A 19,455-nucleotide genomic window follows, 5' to 3' on the forward strand; every position below is an offset into this window, starting at 1 on the left:
TAAGATCAAACCAACACATTCATTCAATTATTTAAAAAATAACAAGATGGCAAAAGAAACCGGAACAAAAGAAAACCCATGGCAGCTTAAAACTCCACCATTATCCTCAGAGTTTACCATGCATAAGGATGAAAAAGACGGAAAGGAGATTTTGGTTTGCACCGTTGGAAAAACTGTGTTACACTACGATTATCGTTGTTTGAACGATCTTCACGCTATGTTAAAAAAACACGGCGACTGGATGGAACTCGGCAGTGCCGATGAGCAAAAGCCGGCAAAAGATGGAACAGTGGAAGCCTGGGGCAGATCTGACAAAAACCCGGTTGGAGGCTGGTATGGTCTAAAAAAAGGACTTCGTGGAAGATTTGGAATGTATGTGCCTCCTTTAATGGAAAAACTGGGTTTAGCTGAATTAACACATGATGCCAAAGGGAATAAAATGCGGGCGATCTGAAGCATCCTTCATTATAGTTCCAAGTTCAATAATAATAGGTCCATCCTCCATTTTTATAAAGTTCTTTTGGGGTGAAGATGGTGTTATTTGTAACAACCAGGTACACTTTTCTGATATCGCTGATATTAATCTCAGGTGAGCCTTCTATTAATATAAAGTCAGCCACCCTACCCTCCTTTATGGATCCGAATTGAGAATCAAGATTACAATTTAATGCTCCATTATAGCAGAAATTTATTGCATTTACATACCAACTAAAACAAAAACAGCAAGACCATTTAAATGATCCTGCTGTTCTTTATTATTAAATTTTCCTATCAGAATTTAGCTACCAAACCAATTTGGAAAGGAGCTTTTGACAGACCTACTTCTCCATACAAACCAATATTATCGGTTAAATATAATCTGGCACCAATGGTAAGATCCACTCCGAAATTTATTATTCCATTCACTTCCCGCGGGTCTACATCAGGATCGTTTCCGGTGTAGGTATATTTTGAATTTCTATATCCCATTCCAATACCGGCGTAAGGATCAAACATTGCATTATTTCCAAAATGAAAATTAAATCTTGCGAGTACACTATATGCATTGTATTTAATTCCTGTGGTATAAGTTACGCTATCAGTATTATCGTCGGTGCGTTCGTATAATGCTTCACCAAAAGTAAATGCAGTATTCACTCCAAAACCCACCGTTTCATTTAAAGCAAATTCTGCTTTTATGAAAACAGGCCCCACCAGCGAAGTAGATATATTATCTCCTTCCACAAGATTTAAAAATGTTTTAGTGAGACTTGGAAAACCATAACCGGCAGAAACAGTAATATCTCCGGGTTCAAATTGTTGCGCGCGGGCAACAGAAAATCCTGCAAAATACAAACAGATCACAGGGATCAATAGCTTCATTTTTTTCATACCCATTTCTTTTGAGTATGCCTGAATTCAATTGTTGTGCCAGAAAGGGACATAGGACATACGACATAGGACATATGACATAGGACATATGACATACGACATATGACATACGACGTAGGACATATGACATACGACGTAGGACATAGGATTTAAGCTATTTAGGATTGGTTGAAGTTAATAGTGTTAATTAATGATGTGTGTAAGCGAATATAATCGGTTAACTCAATTATATTTCTGAATGGGGAAATACCTTTGAATTACATTAATTGTTATTGTATGAAACATTATTTTAGGAAATTAGAGATCTGGAAAGATGGTATTGAATTATCAAAAATAATTTATGAATTGACTCGAAATTTTCCCAAAGAAGAAATCTATGGTCTCACTTCTCAAATGAGGCGAGCAGCAATTTCCATACCTTCAAACATAGCTGAAGGAGCAGGCAGAGATACCAATAAAGATTTTGCACATTTTCTTACTATCGCAAAGGGATCTTCATTTGAATTGGATTCACAATTAATTTTAGCAAAGGAGTTAGGTTATATAACCGAAGAACAGTTGATACCAATTCTGGATAAATTAGTAATTCTACAAAATAAAATATTCAGATTTAGAGAGAAATTAATTAGGGAGGAGTTATGACCTATGACCTACGACATATGACATAGGACATATGACATATGACGCAGGACAAATGATTTGGGAAATATGGAGGTATTCGTGTAGTGTATCTATATTAAGTCGTAGGTAATGTCATAGGTTCTATGTTGTATGTCATAGGTCCAATTTCGTATGTCATAGTTCGTATATCCTATGTCGTATATCCTATGTCGTAGGTCATCGTAGGTCCTATTTCGTAGGTCGTAGGTCATACGTATCAAACCCATCCTTCGTCCTTATACTCCCCAAGAATCACAACATCCTTATCGCGGGCGTATGATTTGGCGGCTTCTTTCATTGTTGCTTTATCAGCACTTCTGATCTTGATTCCTCTGTCTTTTGATCCCTTGTTGCGCACTTCTATGTAGAAACCGTTTAGTAGTTTGATCTCCTTATAAGGTGCTCGTCCTAAATTTTTCATGATTCAATTTTGTGTAAGTTACGACAATATAAGCTTGGACAAGTTAAAAAAACACCCGTCAGACCTATTATTAATAAAAAGTGAATTAAACTCAGTTAAAACGCTGTAATATGGAAGTAAGACTTTCAAATATGATACGTTCTTGTTCTGTTGCTTCCTGTTTATTTATCAAACTGATAAAAATACCTTCATGCCAATCATAAACAAGCTTAAACTTAACCTCGCGATACATATAATCCCAGGTGATAGTATTAAAGTAATCGTGTTTCTTAGTATACTTTATTGCAAGTATTTTTTCCAACCTTGCAGCAAACTGATAGAAAGATGTTGCGTTGTGATTATTTCCAAAATTAATTTCCTGATTGCCAAGCGTATTTGTTTCTACAGTTAACTCCATATCTATATTATTTGGTTAATTTCTACGAATAATCCTAAAGATACACAATTTAATTGACAATTGGCAATTGGCAATTGACAATTGAACAGCCGAACGAGTTCTGGGTTCTGAGTCCTGGGTTCTGAGTCCTGGGTTCTGAGTTCTGAGTTCTGGGTTCTGAGTTCTGGGTTCTGAGTTCTGGGTTCGGGGTTCGGAGTTCTGGGTTCGGGGTTCGGAGTTCGGGGTTCGGGGTTCTGAGTTGGGCTCACTCACTACTGACTACTCACTCACCTGAAGGGTTTTCAAGGTTAGCGAGGTTGAATTATTAATTTCACAAGTTAAAATTTTTCCTCCAACAGCATTACCGTTAATCTTATTTAACTTTGTTAGAATTACCCATATATGAAACATTTGTTTATTTTATTTATTTTCCTTGTTCAAAAAGGTGAATCTATATATTCGCAGATTGCCGGGGAACTCGACCTAAGTTTTGGCCTTTCTGGTATAACTCTCACTGATTTTAGCCCCAATCCGGAAGATTTATATTCAACCGATAATCCTTACGACATTGGTCTTCAGTCTGATGGAAAAATAATCGCTTCTGGAACGGCATTGACTGATTCGGGACGTGTTTTTGCAATAAGTCGGTATTTTCCTACAGGAGAACTTGATGGTGATTTTGGTATAGAGGGGAAGATAAAATTGAAATTTGGTGCAAGTGTATCTTCATCAAATACAATGTTTATTCAATCTGATGATAAGATCATTTTAGCGGGAGGGGCAGCAGCGACTGATACATCTCTATATGATTTTGGATTAATCAGATTAAATGCAAATGGAAATATAGACAATGCTTTTGGTTTGAATGGAATTGTATTAACAGAAATGAATGAGAAAACTGACGAAATTTGTGCATTAGATATTTTGGATGATAATAGCATCGTTGCAGTTGGTTATAAACATGAAGGAATATTTGATGATAGCGATTTTGCAATTTGCAAGTATAGTTATAATGGTTTGCTAGATACTACATTTGGAAATGGTGGAAAATTGATTATCGATTTGGGGAATAGCGAGAAAGCAAGTTCAATAATAGCTAATAGCGATGGGAGTCTATTAATTGGTGGATATAGTTACTATGATTATTATGAAGATGGTGAATATTATCATATCAGTGAATTGGTCCTTTTGAGGCTTTTAAGTAGTGGTAAAATTGATAGCACCTTCGGTATAAACGGGTTTACAATAACTCCTGTTTTCGATTACCGTGCATATCTCCAAAAAATGTATGAAGTAGAAGATGGCAAATATATTTGTGCAGTAAAGCTTGTCAAAGATTTCTCAGCAGATTTCGGAATAGTAAAATTTGATTCATTAGGTTTTTTAGATTCAACTTTTTCAGAAGATGGTATAGTAAATACTGATATACCTTATGATGAATTTGAAATAGTAAATGATATTGTTATTCAAGCTGATAATAAGATTCTTATGGTCGGTTATACTGATGCCTCTGCTGATAATGCTGCTGATGTTGTGGTCGTAAGATATTTACAGGAGGGAGTGCTGGATTCCACCTTCCAATATGATGGCATTTCAATTATAGATATTAATGAATTGTATAACCAAGGCAATGCAATGTGTTTACAGCCAGACGGGAAAATTATAGTTGCTGCTGATGCATCTGATGGTGAAGGTGGAAGCGATTTCGCAATAATCAGACTATGGGGTGATAGTGGTATATCGGCATCTTCTGAAAATTATTTTGATAATAATCTCACAATATATCCAAATCCTACAGCAAACACATTCCATCTTGTTAATAAATTGCAACAGTTGCAAAGCAATACCTACGCCATTAACATTTATTCGACAACGGGATTTCTATGTTTACAGAGAGAAATAATGGACAATCAGCCTGTAGATATTACTCAGTTACCATCGGGAATTTACACTTTAAAAATTACTGATGAATTTAATAATATAACAAATAAGAAGTTGATTAAAATTGCTGAGAAATAATAGTTGAAATAATTTTTTATGTTATGCTGGCTTCGATATAATGAGTAAGGGGTTTTACAAAACAAAAGAATATTTTAGGCTGGAAGTTTAGTAAAAAAAACGCATAAAGTGAGGCTCTCGCTTAGCGAGGGTTTCACTACGTTATGCCCGACTTGAGGCTCTCGCTTCCAGCTTGGGTCTCTTTAGAGCGTCATTTTTGTCAGCACTGAGTTTACTGCTGAGGGTTATTACCACTTGTTAATGCTGCCAACTGGTTACTCCCAACCCCCATCCAACCGCAAAAATTCCTCCAAATCCACCCAAAACGACAATTTTGTGACAAATGTTAAAAATATATATACTGCCGGGGCACCCTTTAAAACCTTTGCCAGACTAGCGTTTAAGGGTGAAAGAACCCCATTTTAGGGTGACACTTTAAAGGTTTTTATCTGTGTTATACCTAAAATATTGTAGCAATGTTGTAATTTTGCATAAATTAATTTTTTAATATGAATACAGGAATAGTAAAATTCTTTAACGATTCAAAGGGATTTGGATTTATTAAAGACGAAGCAACCCAAAAAGAATATTTCGTACATGCATCAGGTCTTATTGACCAGATCCGTGAAAACGACAATGTGATTTTCGATCTTCAAGATGGCAAAAAAGGATTAAATGCAGTAAATGTTAAACTAGCGTAAGCAAAATTTAATAGTTTATATATTGTAAACTTTTTTCAACCAAAGCCTTGCATTTATGCAGGGCTTTTTTGTTGCGCCCCGGACTGAAGTCCGGGGCCACAAGATGGTTCGTCCCTGCGGGACTGCCTCTTCGGCAACCATCACCTTAAACTTGAAGATATTCCTTCGCTTGAAAATTTCTTACATGCCGACCCGATGGGACTCGCGTCGTTTGGGTTTGATTGGTGTTACCGACATTTCGTCCGCCGCGGCGGACTGTTATTTCTTAAATCCGAATGAATTATCATTTAAATGTTTTTTAGGAATTGCAACTTATTTATAAAAAGTCCCATAGGGACGGCATATCGGTAATTACTAAAAAACAAAAATCTACAAGTCCTGTAGGGACGGCATATAAAAATGTTTTGGAAACAGTCGAATTTCCAATGATGGATTGTATTTTAAAAAATGGAATCATTTATTGCTCTCCGGTAATCATCACTTTAATTGCAATAATTTAGGTCACAATCTCCTTCCCTCTTCCCAATTGCATAAAATATCTCTCAAAGTACCAATAAACCAGATAACTGGCTAAAAGAGTGAGGATTCCTGAAATGATGGCTAATAAATATAATGGAATATCTTGGGTAGCTCCAAATTGGGAAAAAAGCAGACTTAAGGCTTTGTAGATCAGGGGATGAAGGAGATAAACGGAGTAACTGGCCTCGCCTAATATTGTTAAAGGTTTATGAATGAAGTTGGGAAGTTTAAAAGTTAACTTGAAGAAACTTATACAGATAACTATGCAAATTGCAGTAAATACCAATCTGGTTATTCCTGTTACCAGATTAATCGTATCGCCGGAGGCAGGATAAAAAACAAATAATGCCATTGCAGCAAGCAGAAGTATTAGGATATTTCTATTATTAATTTGCTTGTTTTTAAGGAACATTACAATTAAAAATCCACTGAGAAATAAGAATACCTGATTTAATGGATTAACATAATTGCGCCATTGAGAACCAAGATCTATATTCTCATCCAAAAGAAAAAAAGCGAAATAAATATAAATTGCAAAAAGTAAAGTAGAGAAAATAAACAACCCTGTTTTAGAACGGTTTGCAAAAAAAATAAACACAGGAAAAAACGCATAAAAAACCAATTCATTTCCAATTGACCATGCACCCGGGGCAAAATATCCATGCCAGCTTACAAATCCAAAAAGACCGCTGAGATTCAAAAATACTTTGAGTGCATCCGGTGCAACTCCCGATAATAAAATTGTAGCAATGGTAACCAACCACATAAGTGGAAAAATGCGCAGAAATCTTTTTTTAATAAAATCAATAAGATCAGGTTTGGAAGGTATCATTTTTTTGTGGTAGACCAAATACATGGTCATTCCACTCAGTACATAAAAAATTGCTACACCATACACACCAATGCGACCCATGAAATTTTCAGAATTATACTCCCCTCTCGTCCAAATAAGCAAGTGGTTGATCATAATTCCGAATGCAGCAAGGCCTCTGAGATAATCTAAATTATACAGTCGTTTCATTGGATTATTCTAGCGGATATTATTTATACAAAAGATTATCGAAGATAATAATAGTACGAATATAAAATCATTTAATAATGAACCTCATTGATATTTGTTGCCAAGTGATGCGGGTGCAACATTACAATAAGAAGCCCTGATAATGTCTTTCATAAATTCCTTATTAACCGATTTTAATTCCACTACGGTCCATCCCTGCTTACCCCATGCACCGTTGGAGGGATAAACAGCAGATCTATCAACAAGACAAAATACCGACTGCTCAACTGGGGTAAGCTTTACAACAGCTCTTTTGTGTTTATCATCCAGAGTTAAGAATATTTTTTTGTTAACGCGAAACGAAGATTTTTCAAAATGTGGCAGTTCAACACATTCGTCATATTCCATTGCTATTGTTCTGCACGTTTCTATTTTTACCATGAAGGGGATTACTATTTTTTCTGATTTGAAATTCCAAATAAAAATAATTCTTCCTTCTCCTCAAACAATATCTTTTTTTCGAACTGCATTCCGATCTTTTCCAACAACTTTATGGAGTTAACATTATCAGGAGTGGTTATTGCAACCAATCTATTAATTCCTAATGCCTCAAAAGCAAATTTAAGTGTAGAAATTGCAGCTTCATATGCATACCCAAAACCGGTGTATTCGGGTAAAAATGCAAATCCAATATCAATATCGTCCAGAGTTTCCCTTTTAATTAATCCGCATAAACCGATGGCAGTACCGGAAGTTTTAAGTTCTACCAGATATAATCCCAATCCATGATCAATATAACTTTTAACTATTCGATCTGCAATATATTTTTCTGCATCGGGCAACGATCTTACATTTCTATCACCAATAAATTGCAACCAACCTTTGCTGTTCAATAAACCCAAAATAAAATCAGCATCGTTAATGTTCACTTCCCTGAGAACCAATCTTTCTGTTACTATTATTTGTTTCAAATAGAGGAAATTTAAAGATCAATTACATCTCCTAATCTTGCAATTCCAACATTATTGTAACCTGCATTTTCGAGATGAGATTTAAAACTACTCAGGGCTTCTTTATCACCATGCACTAAGGAAAGTTGTCTTAATTTATCTTTTTCCTGTGTGCGTAAATATCCTATCATTTCACGATAATCGCCATGTGCAGAAAAACTTGACATAATTTCCACCCTTGCATTTACCTGTTTGTATTCTCCAAACATTCTTATCGTTTTATCACCACGCGTTAATTTTCCGCCGGGTGTATTTTCTGCACAGTAACCAACAATTAGAATGGTATTATCAGGATTTTCAATTGCATTAAATACATGATGTTTCACTCTTCCTGCGTTAATCATTCCTGCAGCACTTATTACAATACATCCCTTTACATTATTTATTCTTTTCGATTCATCAACAGATCTTGTATATCGCAATCTTTCAAACCCAAAAGGATAAGGATCCACAGCCATATATTCGAGAATATCTTTGTCGAAACACTCGGGATGTAATTCAAATATCTTAGTTGCATTAACTGCCAAAGGTGAATCAACAAATACAGGAATATCCGGTAACAAATTTTCACGAACCAGTTGATCGAGCATGTAAACAATTTCCTGGGTTCGGCCAACACTGAAGGCTGGAATTATAAGTTTACCTCTTTGAGCAACACAAGTTTGATTTATTACCCTCAAAAAATGATCTTTTTCCTGTGGTGCTTCCTCATGCAATCTATCGCCGTAAGTGGATTCACAAATCAGAAAATCGCAGGCCGGCATTGGATCAGGATCACGAAGTATTGGGCGATCAGGCCGACCGATATCCGCAGTAAATCCCAAAATAAAATCGCGAAGTCCATGGCGTTTAATTTTCATGGTAATACTTGCACTTCCCAAAATATGACCGGAGTCTTTAAACACCATTTCTACATCAGGATCAATTCCAAACCATTTATTATATCCAACTGTGCGAAATAATTCCATGGTCCTTCTCACATCATCCACATCATACAATGGTTCTTCTGCAGGCTCATCTGTTCTGTGTTTATTAGTAAATGCACTTTCTCTTTGTTGAATAAAGGCACTGTCGAGCAACAAAATTGCGGTAAGGTCCTTTGTTGCATGGGTTGCATAAATCCTTCCGTTAAAACCATCTTTAACCAGTTTAGGCAATCTTCCACAATGATCAATATGTGCATGTGATAAAACCACAATGTCAATTTTAGCGGGATCAAACAAAAATTTCTCGTTGAAATTTTCATATTCAGGCTCATTCCCCTGGTATAATCCGCAATCCATAAGGATATTAATTCCATTATCCAAAGTGAGTAAATGTGAACTCCCCGTTACTGTTCCGGCAGCGCCGCAAAATTTTAGTTTCATATTTGTAGTTGATGATGGAAAGATAAAAAGTAAATTCGAATAAAGTGATAAAAACCCCGAACTGAATCGGTTAAATTAAATAAATGGCAAGGGCAGAGGTGAACTACAGTGATCCATATTTATAGGAAAACTTAGTCGCCCCATAATGTTAAGTTAATCAATTATTTTTTTGTGCTGTTAATTCTATATACTTTTTTTCCATAAAACTCCTCACCTGTTCTTTGAGTTTGGGAACATCTGCATCTGTGAGTCCTGTTACTTCAATGGGTTCAAAATGATAAATATCAACAATACCGGGCCGCATTAAAGGTTTTTTATTTGGCATTAAATTATCCGTATTAATAAACAACATCGGAAGAATTGGAGTTTGCGTTTGAATGGCAATGGTGAATGCCCCATCTTTAAAATCGATCAAAGGACGATCAGTTTTATTTCTCGTGCCTTCCACAAACATAAAAATATTATCGCCTCCCAATAAATATTGTTTTAATAATTCAACACTTTTTAATTTACTTTCTCGGCTGCTTCTGTCAACATTTACTGTTGTAACGGAAAATATCTGACCAACAAGAGGAATTTTTAATAATTCTTTTTTTGCGAGATAACGCACTCTTCCCGGCCATGAAATTGCCGCTGCCGGAGCATCCAAATTAGATCTGTGATTTGCAACAATTACATAAGGCCTATTTCTATCTGTATTTTTATTGCGGTGAAAACGATAAATGATTCCACAAAATACCATCAAACTATATGCAATACACCTGCATAAAAATACAATTGGACCAAGAGCATGTTTTCCCAATGTCCATGAAAAAATAAAAAAGAATGGTAAGGTAATGAGGAGAGAAATAAAAAATATACTTGCCGTATAAATGGTATATATTAATTTAAAAAAGTTTTTAATTCCGCTTATCATGGAGCCAAGATAATATAATATTGGCAAATCCATTTGACTGACCTGGTATATGTTTTCATTTTAAAACGCAGGATGCGGTTTCAATTACCATATTACCAATTTGATCCCATTGGTTTATTTGATATAGCGCACAGGTAGGATACAATGCGCTGTAACCCAATAGAATGGACATAATAACCATACTCAGCCAATAGAATTCCTTTAAAAAAGCAGAAATAATTTCGCAACAAAAATCTACCTTTGTAGAAGGATGTACGCCATAGTAGATATTGAAACCACCGGCACAAATGCAAGTTATAACTGCATAACGGAGGTGGCAATTTATATCCATAATGGTGAAAAAATTGTTGACGAATGGCATTCTCTCATCAACCCGCAAAGTGAGATCCCTAATTTTATAATTCAAATGACAGGAATAAGCAACGAAATGGTGGAAACTGCTCCTACCTTTGAAGAAGTTGCGCCGGAAATTTTCAGTATGTTGCACGACAAAATATTTGTTGCGCACAATGCCGGATTTGATTATGGTTTTTTAAAAAATCATTTAGGTGAAAATGGTTTTGAACTTCGCACTAAAAAATTGTGTACTGTAAGATTAAGCAGAAAAATATTTCCTGGTCATCGCAGTTATAGCCTGGGTAGATTATGTGAAAACCTGGGAATAACAATTGAGAACAGACACCGTGCACAAAGCGATGCTTTTGCAACTACCAAATTATTTTCCATGCTTTTGGAAAGTGACAATGAAGATCATATTATCACGGCACTTAAAAAAACCTCTAAAGAACAACATCATCCGCCAAATCTCGATAAATCTGTTTTGGATAAATTACCCGAAGCTCCCGGAGTATATTTTTTCCACGATCAAAACGGAAATATTATTTATGTAGGTAAGGCAATTAATATTAAAAGTCGCGTATGGGGGCATTTTACTTATGCCGATAATCACGGAAAAGAAAATGATCTGCGCAATTGTGTGTATGATATTACTTATGAATTAACCGGTAACGAATTGATTGCATTGTTATTGGAGAGCGAGGAAATTAAACGCAAATTTCCTAAATTTAATAATGCACAAAAATTATGGGATCGCAATTATTGTATTTTTAAATATATTGATCAAAAAGGATATATACACCTGGCTATTGAACGATATAATGTTAAAAAAGAAGTGCTTAAAGTATTTCCTGATATTTTGAGTGCCCGAAGTTTTTTACAGGAGAAGATGCTGGAATTTGAACTCTGTGCAAAATATTGCCATTTGCAAAAAACTGTAAACGGTTGTTATAATCACGAAATAGGCCTCTGTAAAGGAGCTTGTGTAAACAAAGAGGAAACCGCATGTTATAATGAAAGAGCGGAAATTGCTATTCAATCGTTTGATAATGAGGAACATACATATTTTATTATTGACAGAGGCCGAACTGTGGAAGAAAAAAGTGTTGTTTATATAGAAAAGGGACACTATTTAGGCTTTGGTTTTTTTTCCGGAGATTATTGCAACGGTGACCCTCAGATGTTAAAAGATCGGGTGAAATGGCGACCCGATACTCCTGATGTCCAGCGGATCCTGTCCGGCTGGATGGCCAAAAACAAAGGGAAATCACAGAATAGAGTTATTCAGTTATAAATTCGTCCCCTTTTTTCGTGTCACATTTTCCATCTAAAATATCATACTTTCCCACCCTATTCATGTAAATTTGCAACTAATTTAATTTGAACCAACTTCTTGTAAATGACTGCTGTTCTAAGTAAAACCGATTCCTCTATCGATCCTGTTGTAGCCGTGCTTATCAGAAATGAGACAGATTTGTCACATCCCCTGTTAAAATCCCACCAAAATATCATATCACAAAAAATGAATGAACGTGACAATGGATATATTTCCATTTACACAGATTCTATGGTATTAATAGTGGCTGTTTTTAAGGATTCCAAGGATAAAAGTGATGCGGAATTAATGGAAGAAGCGCGTGTTAAAGGAGGCAATATTGCAAAAAGGATCAATTATGAAAAAAGCAATTCAGTATTGGTTGTAAGAGCTTCGAACTCGATCTCTACAACGGAATTATTGGCATTTACGGAAGGTATAGCCTTGTCCAATTATCAATTTTTGAAATATAAATCGGAAAAAAAGGAAAATTCTCTGCAAAAAGTATTGGTGAACGACAATGAAATTTCGGAAGCGGAATTGCAGGAACTCAATAATGTTATTCGTGCAAATGAAATTGCAAAAAATTTAGGAAATGAACCTGTAATTGCATTGAATTCGGTTCAGCTTGGAGAAAATATTTTGGAAATTAGCCGCGAACTGAATTTTAAAGCGGAAGTTTTAAATAAAAGTCAGATAGAGGCCTTGCGCATGGGCGGATTATTGGGCGTAAATTTTGGAAGTTCAGTCCCTCCTACTTTTTCCATTTTAGAATACAATCCAACTACTGCAAAAAATAAAAAACCTTTGATTTTTGTTGGAAAAGGAGTTACTTATGATACCGGAGGTTATAGCATGAAAACAGCCGGTTCCATGAGCGGAATGAAAATGGATATGTGTGGTGCAGCTGCAGTGATTGGCGCCTTTTATGCCATCGTAAAAAATGAATTACCTGTTTATTGTATAGGATTAATTCCTTCCACTGATAATAGAGTTAATTCTGATGCACTTGTTCCCGATGATGTAATTACCATGCATAATGGCACAACAATAGAGGTATTAAATACAGATGCTGAAGGCAGATTGCTTTTAGCAGATGCATTGAGTTATGCAAAAAAATATGACCCTGAATTGGTGATAGATCTTGCAACTTTAACCGGTGCAGCGGCAGTTATTACCGGAACACTTGGAAGTGCTCTAATGGGTAATGATACTAAATTCAGAAAGGAATTGATGGCTTGCGGAGAAAATACTGCTGAGCGACTTTGGGAAATTCCTTACTGGAAAGAATATGCCGATATGCTGAAAAGTGATGTTGCTGATATGAAAAATATTGGTGGAGCAATTGGCGGAAGCGCAACGGCCGGAAAATTTCTGGAGCATTTTACCAATTATCCCTGGCTTCATCTCGATATAGCCGGACCTGCAATATTAAAAGATGATGAACCTTATAAACAAAAAGGTGCAAGCGGTGTGGGTGTAAGGCTTTTATACGCCTTTGCAAAAAGATTTGCGGAATTGAATTAGGGACATAGGACCTACGACGTACGACATAGGATCTACGACATAGGACATAGGACTTGTTTTTATTTCAGAGGATAATTTAATTTCCAATTGCAAAGTGGGTTAAGTTTTACATTCTGGTGAAATTTTTATTTCGAAGTGGTTGCTTTACATTTTACAACCTTCCATTGCCCTTCCTTAATTTTTTTATCCTTTTAATTTCGCACAAACTGCATTATCAGCGCCTGTATGTTGAGCGTCAGGCAGTATCCCCTTTTTCTTCATTCTTTCATTCCTTCATTCTTAATTCTTCTTCCCCTTCCCTCAGACCTGCACAGGTCTCCGAGACCTGTGAGGTCGTCGGGCTTTCATCCCTTATTTTTTCCCCTTCCAACCCCTTCCTTCCTTCACCTTCGAATCTTCTCCCTTCGAATCTTAAATTACTCATCATCCTCTTCCCGTAATTTATAATCGTTTTTAATTTTTTTGGCTCTGTCATTTTTGTTGAGAATGTTGAGCAGAAATCCGCCGGTTGCATTTATCTTACTCATGTGGGTATTATCGGGATTGAGATACTGTTGATACAATATATTTATTTCGAAACCAATTCTTCGTGAAAAATAATATGCAACTCCGGGACCCGCAGAAATACTGGTATGATCAACAATACTTTTTGAATATCCGAAGGTAGTTGCACGGTCAACACCTACTTCAACAGTTGCGAGAATAAAAGTGGATTGTGACAGCGGATAATAATATTTAACCTGAGGAGTAAATTTTATTGCGGAAATAAAATTGGTATCCACGGTCATTGTATAATTTAATGCAAATCCGGTTAACCATTCGTCGGTAATAAAATATCCGAATCTGGGTGTAATAGTAAATTTGTATTCATTAAAATCTACTTCGCGGGAGGATGTGAACGAGGCTCCGCCACCGGTCCTATATGTTCCCTTTCCGGTTGGATACCGCTGTGCCAAAGCAACTGCCGGGAAAAACAGTGCGAATAAAATTAGTGTTTTTATCATGGTTTTTCATTAAAAGTGTCGAGGTATGTAAAAATAACGCAGTGTTCCCAAAAATAAAAATCATTTGCTTGCAACCTTTGCAGTGATATATTGACTCAGCAATTCTATTGCAACATGGTTATCACCTCCTACCGGAACTATGATATCTGCAAATTTTTTCGATGGTTCGATAAATTGTTCGTGCATAGGTCTTACTGTAGTTAAATATCTTTTCATCACCTCATCAACATTTCTTCCCCTTTCTTCCATATCGCGTTTTACCACACGCATTAAGCGGTGATCGGCATCTGCATCGATAAAAATTTTTAGCGAAAATACATCTCTTAAAATTTCACTTGTAAGAATTAAAATACCTTCTACTATTAGTACTTTATTCGGTTTAACAGGATGCGTGGCAACTTCTCGTGAGCAGGTTATCATGCTGTAAATTGGTTGATCAATTGTTTCACCATTTTGCAATTGATGAATATGTTTTAATAACAATTCCCATTCAATTGCATCAGGATGATCGTAATTTAATTGTTTGCGATCATTTTCAGAAAGTTCCGGATTATTCCGGTAATAGGCATCCTGAGAAATAACTGCAACACTATCCTTATCAAGACTCGCAATTAATTTATTTACAAAGGTTGTTTTTCCTGAACCGGTTCCACCTGCAATTCCAATTATGATCATTTCTTATTTTTATGCGAAATTAATGAGATAAGAATACTTTCTCTACTCTTGGATTCATGATCCTAAAAAATAATGGTGGAAACAAGGATAAAATGATCATTGCAGGATATCCGGCAGGTAATTGAGGAGCATCATCCAAATGCCTTAATATCTGATATTTTCGGGAAGCCATAAAATGATGATCGGAGTGTCTGGTTAATTCGTATAATACCAATCTGCCGATAACATGGTCTGAATTCCATGAATGCCAGGGTTGCACCCTTTCATAATTTCCCGAAGCCGCAAGTTTACGCCTAAGCCCGTAGTGTTCGATATAATTAACAGATTCCAACAACAAAATTCCGAGCATGCATGCAAGTATAAATAATAACATCGTTATCGGAGAGAAAATAATAAAAATGAAAATTAAAACTCCCAATTGCAGTAAAAAAAACAAACCCATTTCATTTTGCAAAGAGAAGAATGCATGATTATTATCTTTTAATTCTTTTAATTGAATGTGCCAGGCAGAAACATAGGATCCGATTATGGTTCTGAAGAAAAATGCATAAATGGGTTCATTGAGTCGGGCCGAACTTGGATCGTCATCCGTGGAAACCCTTTTGTGATGACCCTTATTGTGTTCTATGATAAAATGCATGTAAAGAGAAGTAAGTAACAGAGATTTGGATAATATTCTCTCGGTTTTTGATTTTCGATGTCCTAATTCATGTGCAACGTTTATTCCTATCACCCCACAACAAATACCTGTGCTGATCACCATTCCTAAAATTTCCCACCATAATAATTGTTGGTTGGTAACAGTAAATAAAAAATAAATTACGATCGCATATTGCACGGGTACATTTAAATATAAAACCAGATCATATAGAGGATCCTTTTTTGATAATTCCTCTTCCAAAGCACTTTTATTTTTGGTATTAAGGGGTAATATCATTTCAATTGCAGATAAAAAAAGAAATGCATATACAGGAGTTAGAAACACCCAAATTCCCTGGAAATAAAGTGCTATAAATGCGCAGCCCGGAATGGTAAATGCAGCAAAATATTTTATCACGCCTGCGAACCTCATTTTTCAAAAATAGGGAAAATTCCCATTATCCACTAATCTCTTCTTAACTGCTGATAAAAATCATCTTTTACACTTTGAACTTATACAAACTTTGGGTAGTTAATACACTATTGGAATTGATTTTTATGGAAAAGATAAACCTAATAAAAAATAACTTTAATCAGTTAAAACTTGGTCAGACCCTGAGTTTTGATCAGTTTTATGCGTTAACAGAATTATGCGTTTCTACGGGAACAACAACAGGTAAACAACCAACTACAAGTCGTATTGATGCTACCAAACTGAATCTTCAGCGCATGAACAGGTTAATTAAAACTACCCAATTATTGCCTATTTGGGATGATTTGGATCCTGCATCAACTGAAAAGCTGAGATGGATAATTTTATCAGAAGCCTGGTGTGGTGATGCGGCTCAAATTGTTCCAGTATTACATAAAATTGCCGACAAACTGCATATTCGACTGGATCTTATTTTGAGGGATGAACATCCCGATATTGCAGAAAAATATTTATTCAATGGCACTAATTCGATCCCCCGGTTAATTTGTTTTGATATCGAAACCGGCGACGAACTAGGTGTTTGGGGACCACGACCACGGGAAGCGCAGGAAATTGTTGAAAATGCAAAATTAAAGGGCATTCCGCACGACGAATGGGTTATTTATGTGCAGAATTGGTATAACCAAAATAAAACTGTTAGTTTGCAAAACGAACTATTTTCGTTCGTAAGTAATTGTTTGTCGTAAATGTCCATTTTTTCCTTCGAAAAGATCAATACCGGTGATAATCGCCCTTCCATGGATAGGGACGATGAGAAAAAGCATTTGCAACTCAGCATTTTTATGCCTTTGGTTTTTATCGCCATAATTTGGATCGTAAAATTATTTGAATTTGTGAGCGGTACCGACCTCGGGCAATATGGTTTATTGCCAAGACATTACTCCGGACTTAGAGGAATTTTATTCTCGCCGTTTTTACATGGTGATTGGAACCACTTATTTTCCAATACTGTACCATTTTTTGTGCTTTCCTTTTTAATGATATTCAACTATCGAAAAGTTGCCTTTAAATCATTTGTTTTTATATTTTTTGTTTCAGGAATTTTAGTATGGTTATTTGGTAGAGAAAATTACCATATAGGCGCAAGTGGATTAGTGTATGGTATGGCATTTTTTATATTTTTCAGCGGAATTTTTCGAAAGAATATTCAATCAATTGCGCTTTCTTTGTTGATAGTTTTCATTTACGGAGGTATTGTGTGGGGCATTTTACCCATAGATCTTAAAACTTCCTGGGAAGGGCATTTAATGGGTGCAATTTGTGGATTTTCTACTGCCTTTTATTTTAGAAAGACCGACCTGCCACCGGAGATCATTTTAGATGATGATGAAGATGAAGAGGAAGAAGAATTCACAGCTTATGAATTAACCGATAACGAAGAAAAAAAATAATGCCATTGGAAATTAAGATCACTACCGATGGTTCTCCAACTATTTATTCCCCCGAACTCAACGAACATTATCACTCTGTAAATGGTGCATACACCGAATCGATGCACGTTTTTATTAATGCGGGATTATTAGTGAAACAAAGATCAGATTTGCAGCAATTAAATATTCTGGAGGTAGGATTAGGGACTGGCTTAAATCTGATGTTGACCAATAAACATTGTACAGATTTTTCGGGGAAAGTGCTTTACCACGCTTTAGAGCCATTTCCACTCAATGCAAAATTGATCGATGAGTTGGAAGATTTTGATATGCAAACATTTGAACTTGATTCCGGTTTATTTCGCAACATACACGAAGCTCCATTTGACAAAGAAATTAAACTCCCTCATCTTAATTTTTATAAATTCAACACTACACTGGAAAAATTTTCAAGCTCCACAAAATACGACCTTATTTATTTTGATGCCTTTGGACCTCAGGTACAGCCTGAAATTTGGTCAGAAGAAAATTTTCGAAAGTTACTTGAAGCCATGCATTCAGATGCAATTTTAGTGACTTACTGCGCAAAAGGTGCCGTTAGAAGGACTATGCAATCGGTTGGATTCGCTGTGGAACGCATTCCCGGTCCTCCGGGCAAAAGAGAGATGCTTCGCGCTACAAAAAAGTAAATTAACTTTGTTAGGTGATAGATTTTCTAATTGTTGGTGGCGGGTTTTCAGGTATTGCATTTTCCTGGGAATTGGAACAAAAAAATATAAGTTACAAACTTGCTGATCCAGTTTTATTTAATTCGGCCACTGCAGTTTCCGGTGGATTAATAAATCCGGTAACAGGCCGAAAATATTCTCTCCAATGGAATATCGAAAAACTTTTACCAAAAGTAAAAAACAACTATTTATTATTGGAAAATAAACTTCAGTGTAAATTATTATATGAGTGTAATATTCTTAAGATACATAAAAGTGAATCTGCCTTGGAAGATTGGCAAAAAGCCGAAGATACTATAGATTTAAAATCCTTTATTGATATTAATTTTGATGTAAAACAGTTTAACCGTTTTCTCGATTTCAGGTTTGGGGCAGTTAAAATTAATCATGCGCTTCGTATAGATACTACAATGCTGATAGATAAGTATTTCGAATTTATAAATACAAAACTTATTAAGGGGAATGTTGATCATGATGAAATTAAAATAAGTGAAACCGCGATGTCCTACCAAGGTGAAAATTATAAATATATCGTTTTTTGTGAGGGAGTATCAGCTGTTAAAAATCCCTGGTATAAAAATATTCCCTTCAAACCTGCAAAGGGGGAATGCATGATAATTGAAATTCCCAATTTTTCCACGGAAATGATCATCCATAAAGGCATTATTTTAATTCCTTTGGGTGAAAATAAATACTGGGCTGGTGCAACAAATTCCTGGGATGACCTTTCCACTGAACCAACCTCATCAGGCAACCTGGAACTTGAAACAGGGCTACAACAATTATTAAAAGTGCCTTATTCAGTTTTGGAATACAAGGTGGCAATTAGGCCCACAATACGCGACAGAGCCCCCGTTGTTGGAGGACACCCAAATCACAAGAATATGTTCATTCTCAATGGCATGGGAACAAAGGGTGCGTCTCTCTCCAATTTTTATGCTCAAAAATTATTGCAATTCATCCTTGATGGCAATGAAATCCCGAAAGAGGCAAATATTAAGCGATTTTATGATTTATTAAGAGAATAAA

Annotated in this window: 23 protein-coding genes; 10 read left to right on the plus strand and 13 right to left on the minus strand. The window is 35.8% G+C overall.

The genetic code is table 11. From position 1 onward, the window contains the following. Positions 1-46: 46 nt before the first annotated feature. Positions 47-454: a hypothetical protein gene (locus IPI31_15075; GenBank protein MBK7569141.1), complete on the plus strand. Its 408-nt coding sequence runs from the start codon at positions 47-49 to the stop codon at positions 452-454. Between the two features lie 25 nt (positions 455-479). Here the strand turns inward: IPI31_15075 and IPI31_15080 are convergent, their stop codons facing one another. Beyond that, positions 480-620, minus strand: a complete 141-nt coding sequence (locus IPI31_15080; GenBank protein MBK7569142.1) for a hypothetical protein — start codon at positions 618-620, stop codon at positions 480-482. A 151-nt stretch (positions 621-771) separates the two neighbouring features. After that, positions 772-1,362: a porin family protein gene (locus tag IPI31_15085; GenBank protein ID MBK7569143.1), complete on the minus strand. Its 591-nt coding sequence runs from the start codon at positions 1,360-1,362 to the stop codon at positions 772-774. Between the two features lie 285 nt (positions 1,363-1,647). On the opposite strand from IPI31_15085, the gene IPI31_15090 reads away from it, so the two are divergent. After that, positions 1,648-2,013, plus strand: a complete 366-nt coding sequence (locus IPI31_15090; GenBank protein MBK7569144.1) for a four helix bundle protein — start codon at positions 1,648-1,650, stop codon at positions 2,011-2,013. Between the two features lie 235 nt (positions 2,014-2,248). Here IPI31_15090 and IPI31_15095 read toward each other — a convergent pair whose 3' ends face one another. Together IPI31_15095 and IPI31_15100 are read right to left on the minus strand one after the other, a co-directional pair. Further along, positions 2,249-2,452: a hypothetical protein gene (locus IPI31_15095; GenBank protein MBK7569145.1), complete on the minus strand. Its 204-nt coding sequence runs from the start codon at positions 2,450-2,452 to the stop codon at positions 2,249-2,251. Positions 2,453-2,543: 91 nt separating this feature from the next. Continuing rightward, positions 2,544-2,849: a hypothetical protein gene (locus IPI31_15100; protein ID MBK7569146.1), complete on the minus strand. Its 306-nt coding sequence runs from the start codon at positions 2,847-2,849 to the stop codon at positions 2,544-2,546. A gap of 381 nt (positions 2,850-3,230) precedes the next feature. On the opposite strand from IPI31_15100, the gene IPI31_15105 reads away from it, so the two are divergent. Both IPI31_15105 and IPI31_15110 read left to right on the plus strand, forming a co-directional pair. Next, complete coding sequence (locus IPI31_15105; GenBank protein MBK7569147.1) at positions 3,231-4,847, plus strand: T9SS type A sorting domain-containing protein; 1,617 nt, start codon at positions 3,231-3,233, stop codon at positions 4,845-4,847. Positions 4,848-5,335: 488 nt separating this feature from the next. Then, positions 5,336-5,527, plus strand: a complete 192-nt coding sequence (locus IPI31_15110; protein ID MBK7569148.1) for a cold shock domain-containing protein — start codon at positions 5,336-5,338, stop codon at positions 5,525-5,527. A 496-nt stretch (positions 5,528-6,023) separates the two neighbouring features. On the opposite strand, the gene IPI31_15115 is transcribed toward IPI31_15110, so the two are convergent. The 5 genes from IPI31_15115 to IPI31_15135 all read right to left on the minus strand — a co-directional run bounded on the left by IPI31_15115 (position 6,024) and on the right by IPI31_15135 (position 10,372). Further along, positions 6,024-7,067 carry an acyltransferase gene (locus tag IPI31_15115; GenBank protein ID MBK7569149.1) on the minus strand — a complete coding sequence of 348 codons (1,044 nt, stop codon included), beginning with the start codon at positions 7,065-7,067 and terminating at the stop codon, positions 6,024-6,026. 84 nt (positions 7,068-7,151) lie between these two features. Further along, the gene (locus IPI31_15120) at positions 7,152-7,487 is read right to left on the minus strand and encodes an MmcQ/YjbR family DNA-binding protein (GenBank protein MBK7569150.1); all 336 of its coding nucleotides are present in this window, start codon (positions 7,485-7,487) and stop codon (positions 7,152-7,154) included. 11 nt (positions 7,488-7,498) lie between these two features. Then, positions 7,499-8,017: a GNAT family N-acetyltransferase gene (locus IPI31_15125; protein ID MBK7569151.1), complete on the minus strand. Its 519-nt coding sequence runs from the start codon at positions 8,015-8,017 to the stop codon at positions 7,499-7,501. An 11-nt stretch (positions 8,018-8,028) separates the two neighbouring features. After that, positions 8,029-9,423, minus strand: a complete 1,395-nt coding sequence (locus IPI31_15130) for an MBL fold metallo-hydrolase (GenBank protein MBK7569152.1) — start codon at positions 9,421-9,423, stop codon at positions 8,029-8,031. Between the two features lie 157 nt (positions 9,424-9,580). Further along, complete coding sequence (locus IPI31_15135; protein ID MBK7569153.1) at positions 9,581-10,372, minus strand: 1-acyl-sn-glycerol-3-phosphate acyltransferase; 792 nt, start codon at positions 10,370-10,372, stop codon at positions 9,581-9,583. Between the two features lie 217 nt (positions 10,373-10,589). Here IPI31_15135 and IPI31_15140 point away from each other — a divergent pair, with 217 nt between their 5' ends. Continuing rightward, complete coding sequence (locus IPI31_15140; GenBank protein MBK7569154.1) at positions 10,590-11,969, plus strand: GIY-YIG nuclease family protein; 1,380 nt, start codon at positions 10,590-10,592, stop codon at positions 11,967-11,969. A 105-nt stretch (positions 11,970-12,074) separates the two neighbouring features. Continuing rightward, positions 12,075-13,517 carry a leucyl aminopeptidase gene (locus IPI31_15145; protein ID MBK7569155.1) on the plus strand — a complete coding sequence of 481 codons (1,443 nt, stop codon included), beginning with the start codon at positions 12,075-12,077 and terminating at the stop codon, positions 13,515-13,517. Positions 13,518-13,782: 265 nt separating this feature from the next. Here the strand turns inward: IPI31_15145 and IPI31_15150 are convergent, their stop codons facing one another. The 4 genes from IPI31_15150 to IPI31_15165 are packed head-to-tail and all read right to left on the minus strand — an operon-like array spanning position 13,783 to position 16,268. Further along, entirely contained in the window at positions 13,783-13,944 is a 162-nt protein-coding gene (locus tag IPI31_15150) for a hypothetical protein (GenBank protein MBK7569156.1), read from the minus strand. Then, positions 13,934-14,521 carry an outer membrane beta-barrel protein gene (locus tag IPI31_15155; GenBank protein MBK7569157.1) on the minus strand — a complete coding sequence of 196 codons (588 nt, stop codon included), beginning with the start codon at positions 14,519-14,521 and terminating at the stop codon, positions 13,934-13,936. Before IPI31_15155 ends, IPI31_15150 begins: the two co-directional genes overlap by 11 nt. 60 nt (positions 14,522-14,581) lie before the next feature. Next, positions 14,582-15,196, minus strand: a complete 615-nt coding sequence (gene udk / locus IPI31_15160; GenBank protein MBK7569158.1) for a uridine kinase — start codon at positions 15,194-15,196, stop codon at positions 14,582-14,584. Positions 15,197-15,215: 19 nt separating this feature from the next. Beyond that, positions 15,216-16,268, minus strand: coding sequence for an alkane 1-monooxygenase (locus IPI31_15165; protein MBK7569159.1), 1,053 nt, complete (start codon positions 16,266-16,268; stop codon positions 15,216-15,218). Positions 16,269-16,393: 125 nt separating this feature from the next. Between IPI31_15165 and IPI31_15170 the strand changes: the two genes are divergently transcribed. The 4 genes from IPI31_15170 to IPI31_15185 are packed head-to-tail and all read left to right on the plus strand — an operon-like array spanning position 16,394 to position 19,454. Then, entirely contained in the window at positions 16,394-17,014 is a 621-nt protein-coding gene (locus IPI31_15170) for a thioredoxin family protein (GenBank protein MBK7569160.1), read from the plus strand. Beyond that, the gene (locus IPI31_15175; protein MBK7569161.1) at positions 17,015-17,719 is read left to right on the plus strand and encodes a rhomboid family intramembrane serine protease; all 705 of its coding nucleotides are present in this window, start codon (positions 17,015-17,017) and stop codon (positions 17,717-17,719) included. Further along, positions 17,719-18,387: a tRNA (5-methylaminomethyl-2-thiouridine)(34)-methyltransferase MnmD gene (gene mnmD / locus IPI31_15180; GenBank protein MBK7569162.1), complete on the plus strand. Its 669-nt coding sequence runs from the start codon at positions 17,719-17,721 to the stop codon at positions 18,385-18,387. Before IPI31_15175 ends, mnmD begins: the two co-directional genes overlap by 1 nt. Positions 18,388-18,401: 14 nt before the next feature. After that, entirely contained in the window at positions 18,402-19,454 is a 1,053-nt protein-coding gene (locus IPI31_15185) for an FAD-binding oxidoreductase (GenBank protein ID MBK7569163.1), read from the plus strand. The last annotated feature ends 1 nt before the right edge of the window (position 19,455 follow it).

This window comes from Bacteroidota bacterium, from assembly GCA_016706865.1.
In the GTDB taxonomy this organism is placed as follows: Bacteria; Bacteroidota; Bacteroidia; order Chitinophagales; family BACL12; genus UBA7236.

Bases quoted from the DNA above. Each gene is read 5' to 3' on its own strand.
- IPI31_15075 (MBK7569141.1), top strand. From the start codon at position 47: ATGGCAAAAGAAACCGGAACAAAAGAAAACCCATGGCAGCTTAAAACT.
- IPI31_15140 (MBK7569154.1), top strand. From the start codon at position 10,590: ATGTACGCCATAGTAGATATTGAAACCACCGGCACAAATGCAAGTTAT.
- IPI31_15150 (MBK7569156.1), bottom strand. From the start codon at position 13,944: ATGATGAGTAATTTAAGATTCGAAGGGAGAAGATTCGAAGGTGAAGGA.
- IPI31_15095 (MBK7569145.1), bottom strand. From the start codon at position 2,452: ATGAAAAATTTAGGACGAGCACCTTATAAGGAGATCAAACTACTAAAC.
- IPI31_15175 (MBK7569161.1), top strand. From the start codon at position 17,015: ATGTCCATTTTTTCCTTCGAAAAGATCAATACCGGTGATAATCGCCCT.
- mnmD (MBK7569162.1), top strand. From the start codon at position 17,719: ATGCCATTGGAAATTAAGATCACTACCGATGGTTCTCCAACTATTTAT.
- IPI31_15090 (MBK7569144.1), top strand. From the start codon at position 1,648: ATGAAACATTATTTTAGGAAATTAGAGATCTGGAAAGATGGTATTGAA.
- IPI31_15085 (MBK7569143.1), bottom strand. From the start codon at position 1,362: ATGAAGCTATTGATCCCTGTGATCTGTTTGTATTTTGCAGGATTTTCT.
- IPI31_15120 (MBK7569150.1), bottom strand. From the start codon at position 7,487: ATGGTAAAAATAGAAACGTGCAGAACAATAGCAATGGAATATGACGAA.
- IPI31_15115 (MBK7569149.1), bottom strand. From the start codon at position 7,067: ATGAAACGACTGTATAATTTAGATTATCTCAGAGGCCTTGCTGCATTC.
- IPI31_15100 (MBK7569146.1), bottom strand. From the start codon at position 2,849: ATGGAGTTAACTGTAGAAACAAATACGCTTGGCAATCAGGAAATTAAT.
- udk (MBK7569158.1), bottom strand. From the start codon at position 15,196: ATGATCATAATTGGAATTGCAGGTGGAACCGGTTCAGGAAAAACAACC.
- IPI31_15165 (MBK7569159.1), bottom strand. From the start codon at position 16,268: ATGAGGTTCGCAGGCGTGATAAAATATTTTGCTGCATTTACCATTCCG.
- IPI31_15110 (MBK7569148.1), top strand. From the start codon at position 5,336: ATGAATACAGGAATAGTAAAATTCTTTAACGATTCAAAGGGATTTGGA.
- IPI31_15170 (MBK7569160.1), top strand. From the start codon at position 16,394: ATGGAAAAGATAAACCTAATAAAAAATAACTTTAATCAGTTAAAACTT.
- IPI31_15145 (MBK7569155.1), top strand. From the start codon at position 12,075: ATGACTGCTGTTCTAAGTAAAACCGATTCCTCTATCGATCCTGTTGTA.
- IPI31_15155 (MBK7569157.1), bottom strand. From the start codon at position 14,521: ATGATAAAAACACTAATTTTATTCGCACTGTTTTTCCCGGCAGTTGCT.
- IPI31_15135 (MBK7569153.1), bottom strand. From the start codon at position 10,372: ATGGATTTGCCAATATTATATTATCTTGGCTCCATGATAAGCGGAATT.
- IPI31_15105 (MBK7569147.1), top strand. From the start codon at position 3,231: ATGAAACATTTGTTTATTTTATTTATTTTCCTTGTTCAAAAAGGTGAA.
- IPI31_15130 (MBK7569152.1), bottom strand. From the start codon at position 9,423: ATGAAACTAAAATTTTGCGGCGCTGCCGGAACAGTAACGGGGAGTTCA.